This window comes from Corynebacterium sp. UMB9976, from assembly GCF_030212265.1.
Classification (GTDB): domain Bacteria; phylum Actinomycetota; class Actinomycetes; order Mycobacteriales; family Mycobacteriaceae; genus Corynebacterium.
Genome location: NZ_JASODY010000035.1, coordinates 1 through 5,142 on the forward strand (window position 1 = coordinate 1; position 5,142 = coordinate 5,142).

Consider the following 5,142-nt stretch of genomic DNA (forward strand, 5'->3'; position numbering starts at 1 on the left):
GCCCCACCGTGATCGGTGGGGCGCTGCCAGAGTGCTACAGAAGACTAGAAACTAGTCAGCCTGCTGCATCTTGCCGTCCTTGTCCTTGAACGGGAAGCCGAGGCGGCGCAGCAGCGCGCGGCCCTCTTCGTCGTTCGTGGCAGTGGTGACGACGGTGATGTTCATACCGCGCGGACGGTCCATCTTGTCCACGTCGATCTCGTAGAACATGGTCTGCTCGGAGAGGCCGAAGGTGTAGTTACCGTGGCCGTCGAACTGGCGGTCGGAGAGGCCGCGGAAGTCACGAATACGCGGCAGGGCGATCGTGAGCAGGCGGTCCAGGAACTCCCACATGCGGTCGCCACGCAGGGTGACGCGGGCGCCGATCGGCATGCCCTCGCGCAGCTTGAAGTTAGCGATTGCCTTCTTCGCGGTGCGGACCTGCGGCTTCTGGCCGGTGATTGCGGTCAGGTCAGCGATTGCGCCGTTGATCATCTTGGAGTCACGTGCAGCGTCGCCGACGCCCATGTTGACGACAACCTTGGTCACGCCAGGGATCTGCATGACGTTGTCGAAGTTGAACTCGGCCTGCAGCTTTTCCCGGATTTCCTCACGGTACTGAGCCTTCAGACGAGGAGTGTAGTTGTCGCTCATCCTTAGATGTCCTTCCCGTTGCGCTTGGATACGCGGATCTTCTTGCCGTCTTCGAAGCGGTAACCAATGCGGGTCGGGTTGCCGTCGGAGTCGATGACCATCACGTTGGAGACGTGGATCGGTGCCTCCTGGGTCACGATGCCGCCGGACTCTGCGCCACGCTCAGGGGCGGAGTTGGCTACGTGCTTCTTGATGCGGTTGACGCCCTCGACAAGAACCTTGTCGCGCTTCGGGTAGGCCTCGATGACCTTGCCCTTAGCACCCTTGTCCGGGCCGGAGATAACAATGACGGTATCGCCCTTGCGGATCTTCATTTACAGCACCTCCGGAGCAAGCGAAACGATCTTCATGAACTTCTTCTCGCGAAGCTCACGAGCGACTGGGCCGAAGATACGGGTACCACGTGGGTCGTTATCGTTGGCCTTGATGATGACGGCTGCGTTCTCGTCGAAAGAGATGTAGGAACCGTCTGGGCGGCGGGTTGGCTTCTTGGTGCGGACGATGACTGCACGCACGATTTCGTTTTCCTTGACGGTGCCGCCTGGGGCTGCTTCCTTGACGGTTGCAACCACGACATCGCCAATGCCAGCGCTGCGCTTGACGGAGCCGCCGAGCACGCGGATGACCAGGATTTCCCGGGCACCCGAGTTGTCAGCTACTCGCACGCGCGATTCTTGCTGAAGCACTTTAGAGTCTCCTAGAACCTAGTAGTTGGTGTGCGCGGGATTTCCGACCCTCACGCACGCGGTCCTTGCCTCGGTTGTTGCGCGCACGACAAAGCGTGCCCGCGCGAGGCAACCTGCACATTATGGCACAGGCTGGCTGGCCTCCCAAATCTTGGGAAGCGAGATGCTATGAGCCGCCTAATTCCGGCGCTACGAACTGTGATTTACAGCACCTTAAGGTGCTATTTTCGGCGATATTTTCAAGCGCATGCTGGAGCTTTACCGACGAACTGCACGGAGCGCCGAAAAGACCTAAAAATAGAGATGCTTTTTTATCATCTTTCGCTTATACTTTGCTGCGTACGCGCTGGACGTGGTCGAAAATTTTTCGCCCGGGTTCGTGGCAGCACCGGGGAGCCGGTGGTGCATGAGGATTCAGCGCCGGATCGTTCTCACACTTCATTGACACAATCGGTCCTCGACATCAGGGGCCGGGAAGGATTCTTCGTGAAGAAGACCATCATCGCACTCGCAGCTGCTTCCTCCGTCGCTCTGTCCCACGGCGTCGCCGTCGCTGAGGAGGGTCCGGCGCCGACCCCGATCACCGCTCAGGCCGAGCAGGAAGCCACCGGCTCCAACACCAACAACGAGCAGGGCACCACCGGCTCCTCCAGCAACAACAACCAGGACGGCGACGATGATGGCCGCTCTGCTTTTGCTAAGTTCTTCGGCTGGGATAAGCCGGGCGAGAAGCCGACCGACGGCTTCAAGAAGTTCAAGGATATTGCTGCCGGCGTTGCCGCTATCGTCGCTTTCCTGGGCTCCATCTCCGCTCTGATCGCGAACATCGAGAAGATCGCCAAGCAGTTCATGAAGTAATACTGCCGCTCTGCCCGGCTAAGCGCCCGGCCTGAGCCCCAGCGGGGCCCGAGGATCACCCTCGGGCCCCGCTTTTTCTTGTCTTTCCCACTGGACTCCCACTCCCCGCTATCTCCGCTTCCCTCCCCGCTTTGCCGTGGCGCGCAGCAGCCCTGCCGCACCCGCGGTAGCGCTGCCTGCCCCCTAGAGCGCGGAGACCGAGCTCGGCTTGCGCAGCGTCTCCCTACCGAAGCACCACGCCACTACCGCAAGCCCCGCGACCACCCCACAGGCCAGGAAGCCCGCGCGGAAGCCAGCCCACTGAATCAGCAGCCCCACGATGATGGGCCCCAGGATCGAGCCGGTGTCCTGCGCCATCTGGAAGTTCGCGAGCACCCTGCCACCCGAGCGCTCCGCACCGATCACATCCGCCAGCACCGCCTGCTGCGCCGGGTTGAACAGCCCGGCACCGGCACCGGCCAGCACGCTGAGTAGCAACAGCGACCACACCCGGTCCGAGAAGCCCAGCGCCGCCGTGAACGCACCGTTGGCCAGCAGCCCAACCAGGATCAGCGGCTTGCGTCCCACTCGGTCAGCCGCGCGCCCGCTGAACTGCTGCACCACGGCATTGCCCGCGGCGAAGGTGGCCATCGCCAGCCCCGCGTAGGCGGCGCCCGACTCGAAGATGGCCGCGGCCAGCAGTGGCAGGGTCGCCACGCGCACCCCGAAGTTCAGCCAGCCATTGGCGAATCCACCAACCAGGGCGCTGCGGTACGCGGAGTCCGCGAAGGCCTCGCGGAAGCGCATCGGGGTAGTCGGCGGCCCGCCCTCGGTTTGCTGTACTCCGACAGAGGCGGGCATGCGCCGCCACACCACAACTGCCGCGAGGAATACCGCCGCGCCATAGATCGCGAAGGGAGCGCGCATGCCCAGCACCGACAGCATCGCTCCCAGCACCGGGCCCAACACATTACCCAGCAGAAAGGCCGTGGCATACAGGCTGGAGCAGCGCCCGCGGATCTCCGGTGGGGAGAGCCGCACAATCAGCCCCATCGCGGAAACCGTGAACATCGTGGAACCAATGCCAGCGACCGCGCGCAGCAGCAGGATGTGCCAGTACTCCCCCACGAACGCGACCAGCCCGGTCGTGAACGCGACGATGAGCAGGCCCGAAAGGTAGACGCGCCGCGAGCCCAGGCGATCCACCAGCCGCCCAGAGACCGGAGCGAAGGCCAGGCGAGAGAAGGCGAAGATACTGACCACCGCGCCAGCCGCGGCCACCCCCACGTTGAAGGACTGCGCGAACTGCGGCAACACCGGCGCGATCAGTCCATAGCCCAGGGCGATGATGAAGGCCGCGGCGACCAGCACCCAGATAGATTGCGGTACCGCTGGTTTCTCGGCTACCGCCGAGCTAGGCTTCTCGGCACCCGCCAAGTTGGGCTTTTCGCCAGCTCCCGCATCGGGCTTCTGTCCAGCCACCGAACTCGACTCCCCGGCAGTCCCCAGCGCTTGCGCGCCGCCGGCCTCCCCGCCGGACTCCCGTCGTGCTCCTGCCCCCTGCGTTAACTCATCACCATCACGTGCCATATCAACTAACGCTAGCCCACCGCGTTGTGCAGCCAGGCGTCGGCTTAAGCCTCCGCGTACCCCTGCCTGGCCTGCGGCCGCCGCCCGTGGACGAAGAAGTAGAACACCCCAGCCACCGCGACCAGGCCCGCGAGCAGCAGGTACATCGCCGAATACCCCGTCGCGCTGATCAGGGAGCCCAGGAAGATCGGCCCCAGGGCCACGCCCACATCAACCAGCAACATCAAGGTTGAGATGCCGGTGCCCAGCCGCGAGGCATCCACCAACCGCACCGCGATCGCCTGCGAAGCGGGCATCAGCGTCCCATAACCCAGACCGCTCAGCACACCAGCAACGATGACCAGCGCGTCATTACCCGCCAGCGCCAGCACCACCAACGCCAGGATGAACATGGCCACGCCGAAGTACACCACCGCGTTATCGCCGCGCTCGTCCTGGATACGGCCCAGGAAGAAGCGGGAGATGAACATCGCGGCGGCATAAGCCAGGAAGAACACCGAGGCGCCCGTCTGCGTGCCCCGCTCCTCCGAGTAGCTCATCAGGAACGTGATCACGCCCGAGTAGCTCACGCCCACGATCAGCATGAACACACCGATCGGCACGACCCGACCGTCCGCGATGTCCGAGGCGTGGAAGCTCGGACGTTCCGCGCCGCGGGCCTCTTCTGCTGCGGCGCGCTCCCCCGCCGTCATTCCCAGTAGGACGCCGAGAACCAGGCTGACCACCGCAACCACGATCGTCGTCGTGAACAACGCGCGGTAGCTGAACTGACCGACCAGGAACAGCCCGAATGCCGGGCCCAGCGCCGTGGAGAGCGTATTACCCAATGCGAAGAAGCCGGTGCCCTCCGCGCGGCGTGCCGGCGGGATCACCCGCTGGGCGGTGGTCATCACCGCCGTGGAGGCGATCGCGTAGCTCAGGCCGTGCAGCATGCGCACCAGGATCAGCACCCAGAAGGAGCCCTCCAGCAGGTAGCCCAGACTGCTGACCGCAACCACGACCAGTGACATCCACAGCGCCCGACGCCTGCCGAAGGCGTCCACGAGGTAGCCGGAGAACAAGCGCGCCACCGTGGCTCCGACCACGAAGGAGCTGGAGGCGAAACCAGCCGCCGCATCCGAGGCCGCGAACTGCTTCACCGCGTAGAGGGCCATCGTCGTGACCAGAATGTAGAAAGCCAGGTACTGCGTGAAGTTAATGACCCACGCGAGGGCGAAGGCGGGTGTGACCAGCTTGTCCTCTGCTGGGAGAGTGTCCGATTGTTTGTGTGCGGGGGCTTGGTTTACAAGTAGTCCGCGAATCGGTCGGGGTAAGCCACGGCTAGTTGGTTGATGGCTTGTTTCCACCCGGTGGCTTTCGCCCCTTCAACATAGCCGTTGCATTCGATGTCGCGCTT

The 5,142-nt window shown here is 63.8% G+C and carries 6 protein-coding genes; 1 reads left to right on the top strand and 5 read right to left on the bottom strand.

Annotated elements, in window-relative coordinates; translation table 11 throughout:
* Positions 1 to 51: 51 nt before the first annotated feature.
* From rplE to rplN, 3 genes are read right to left on the bottom strand one after another with little or no spacing between them, the layout of a single operon-like run.
* The gene (gene rplE, locus QP140_RS09520; RefSeq protein ID WP_012359598.1) at positions 52 to 633 is read right to left on the bottom strand and encodes a 50S ribosomal protein L5; all 582 of its coding nucleotides are present in this window, start codon (positions 631 to 633) and stop codon (positions 52 to 54) included.
* 2 nt (positions 634 to 635) lie between these two features.
* The gene (rplX, locus tag QP140_RS09525; protein ID WP_012359597.1) at positions 636 to 947 is read right to left on the bottom strand and encodes a 50S ribosomal protein L24; all 312 of its coding nucleotides are present in this window, start codon (positions 945 to 947) and stop codon (positions 636 to 638) included.
* Positions 948 to 1,319, bottom strand: coding sequence for a 50S ribosomal protein L14 (gene rplN, locus QP140_RS09530; RefSeq protein WP_070758299.1), 372 nt, complete (start codon positions 1,317 to 1,319; stop codon positions 948 to 950).
* A gap of 486 nt (positions 1,320 to 1,805) precedes the next feature.
* Between rplN and QP140_RS09535 the strand changes: the two genes are divergently transcribed.
* Complete coding sequence (locus tag QP140_RS09535) at positions 1,806 to 2,177, top strand: hypothetical protein (RefSeq protein WP_284759418.1); 372 nt, start codon at positions 1,806 to 1,808, stop codon at positions 2,175 to 2,177.
* A 183-nt stretch (positions 2,178 to 2,360) separates the two neighbouring features.
* Here QP140_RS09535 and QP140_RS09540 read toward each other — a convergent pair whose 3' ends face one another.
* Together QP140_RS09540 and QP140_RS09545 are read right to left on the bottom strand one after the other, a co-directional pair.
* Positions 2,361 to 3,638 (bottom strand): MFS transporter, encoded by a 1,278-nt coding sequence (locus tag QP140_RS09540; RefSeq protein ID WP_284759420.1) that lies wholly within the window; start codon positions 3,636 to 3,638, stop codon positions 2,361 to 2,363.
* A gap of 152 nt (positions 3,639 to 3,790) precedes the next feature.
* Positions 3,791 to 4,900 (bottom strand): MFS transporter, encoded by a 1,110-nt coding sequence (locus QP140_RS09545; protein ID WP_284759419.1) that lies wholly within the window; start codon positions 4,898 to 4,900, stop codon positions 3,791 to 3,793.
* Positions 4,901 to 5,142: the final 242 nt, after the last annotated feature.